We start from the raw sequence: 2,127 nt of genomic DNA, 5'->3' as shown, positions 1-2,127 counted from the left end.
CAGACTTAGCTTCATTTAGTTCATCCAAAGCATCGGGGGGAATCTAACGCACGGATTGCAAATCCGCGCGATCGAGGCTAGATTGCTTATGATATTTCTGTACCCAGTAACTAAAAGTGGGTAACTTTAATCTTTGTTCTTCACAATAAGCTGCTTGTGTTAATCTACTTGCTTTCCATTCTTCAACATGTGAGTACATGATTTCTTGTTTATTCATCTCTTTATTATTTGAGACAAACTTACTACCTTACACTAAGTTAGAAAATATGCGGTTGGTCAGGTGCATACTTTGTTATCAAAGACCAACTGTTCTTATAAAGATAAGTTTTTTTTGATTGAAAAAGACCTACTAAACAAAATTGCAGATATCCAAAAACTCCCAGACGATAAAAAAAATGTGGTCATGGAACTGCTTGACTCCTTCCTTAAACAAACGAAACTGAAAAGTATTATGTAACATAAAACCCGCTAGTCTTAGAACTAGCGGGTTTATATATTCTTAAAAAAGATCATTAATTCTCTTTACTTTTTAAAACATTTTCTCTCATCATCTCTGCTTGCAATACAGCATTAAAAGAATAGTCCTCAGAAAATATTTTATATACTTCTAATGCCTTTGGAGAATCAAGATACAAAAACTCACTTCCTTTAAATTCATAAAAACAAATAAAGCCCTCTCCTTCTAAGTAATAACTATCTAATGTTACATCATAATCGCTTTCTAAAAAATGATAGATTTGATATTCTACTTCATTAATTATATACTTCTTTTTTTCTATCAATTCCACTTCATTATAGAAGCTCTTAGTTACACTACTATCTCTTAGTATTTTTACATTTTTTTCAAACGAATACAATAATTTTCGCCTCTTATTTTCCACTACATAAATTCCTTTTGCATCTAAAGCAAATTTAAATTTATTACGAATTCCATTATCTCTTTTATATATTGATAATGAATCCCCTTCTAACAAAGCCTTGTATACTACATACTTGTCTTTTATTGAATTCTTATTCCAAATATCCGCTGTAAAATAATTATATTCAGTTACTATAACATTTTCTTGTTGACATGAAAAAAAAAGAAAAAATATGCATCCTAAAAAATAAACTCTCATCTTAAAACTATTTATAACTTCCTTGGAAATTCCACATCATTTTTTTCAATTGACTACCACTATAGTGCTGACCTGAACTCCACTTAGAATTCGCTGATTCAATACCTTTAAATCCTTTTGTATTAAACAATAAACTTGAAGCATCTGAACCAAATTGAGCTTGGGCATGACCTGCATGTTTAAGGTTGTTTTTATAATGATTTAATATATGTGGATCAATGTTACTTTTATTAAAACTATAATCATCCAAATAATCTTTAGTACTATGGTCACCATGCAAAAAAGTTTCATGAAAAATAGTTATAGTTCTACCTATAATAGCTTTTACCATATCATTTTTATTACTAAGATTTCTAGTATCGTAATAATTACCATCAGATGAATCAACGATTGGATTACTATTAATAGTAAATAGAATCTCAGCTCTACCTTCTTGCATAGAGCTAGAAGTATTCCCCCCAACACCTCTACCCAAATCTTTCGATTCAAACACTATATCTATACCTTTATTATGATATTTCCCATCTTTATTAAAAGTATGATCACCAACAACATCTCCTTTTTTTGCATAATCACTTAAAAATTCCTTTCCCTCTTTCGTTGATGCAAAAGTATTTAATGCTTGATTATTTACGAAGTTTTCTTTAGTTGAATTACCTACAATTATTCCTTCACCTATCATTCCTGTTGGGTCCGTAAACATAATTGGATTATTAAAGGTATAAGTATAAGGATTCCAACTTGGCATTTTCTCCGCCAACGGATCCACATTCATCCATCGGCCGATAGCTGCATCGTAGTTACGGGCACCGTAATCATAGACATTGAAGCCTAACTCCTCTTGTAACTCTTTGGCATTATACTGATACTTATAATTCTTGGCGATGGTGTTATTCTTCTCATTATAACCTTTATGCGCTAAACCAAATGGATAGTAGTTGTTTTCCTCTACAATTTCACCGACGTCAATTTTATTGTTTTTATTCGCATCAGAATAACTGACACGAAC

3 protein-coding genes are annotated in these 2,127 nt (G+C 31.1%); all 3 read right to left on the bottom strand.

The genetic code is table 11. From position 1 onward, the window contains the following. Window positions 1-43: 43 nt before the first annotated feature. Window positions 44-217 (bottom strand): IS66 family insertion sequence element accessory protein TnpA, encoded by a 174-nt coding sequence (tnpA, locus tag ACPDHL_RS16140; protein ID WP_430533727.1) that lies wholly within the window; start codon window positions 215-217, stop codon window positions 44-46. A 295-nt stretch (window positions 218-512) separates the two neighbouring features. Then, window positions 513-1,118 (bottom strand): hypothetical protein, encoded by a 606-nt coding sequence (locus ACPDHL_RS16135; protein ID WP_430533726.1) that lies wholly within the window; start codon window positions 1,116-1,118, stop codon window positions 513-515. Between the two features lie 7 nt (window positions 1,119-1,125). Continuing rightward, a partial coding sequence (locus ACPDHL_RS16130) for an RHS repeat domain-containing protein (protein ID WP_430533725.1) occupies window positions 1,126-2,127 on the bottom strand: 1,002 nt, incomplete at its 5' end.

It is taken from the genome of Myroides sp. C15-4, from assembly GCF_050522745.1.
Classification (GTDB): domain Bacteria; phylum Bacteroidota; class Bacteroidia; order Flavobacteriales; family Flavobacteriaceae; genus Flavobacterium.
The sequence above is the reverse complement of the archived record's forward strand: the minus strand, read 5'-3'. Positions and strand labels throughout refer to the sequence as shown.

What these genes read in the sequence shown, in the direction of transcription:
- tnpA (WP_430533727.1), bottom strand. Translation starts at nt 217, where the DNA reads ATGAATAAACAAGAAATCATGTACTCACATGTTGAAGAATGGAAAGCA.
- ACPDHL_RS16135 (WP_430533726.1), bottom strand. Translation starts at nt 1,118, where the DNA reads ATGAGAGTTTATTTTTTAGGATGCATATTTTTTCTTTTTTTTTCATGT.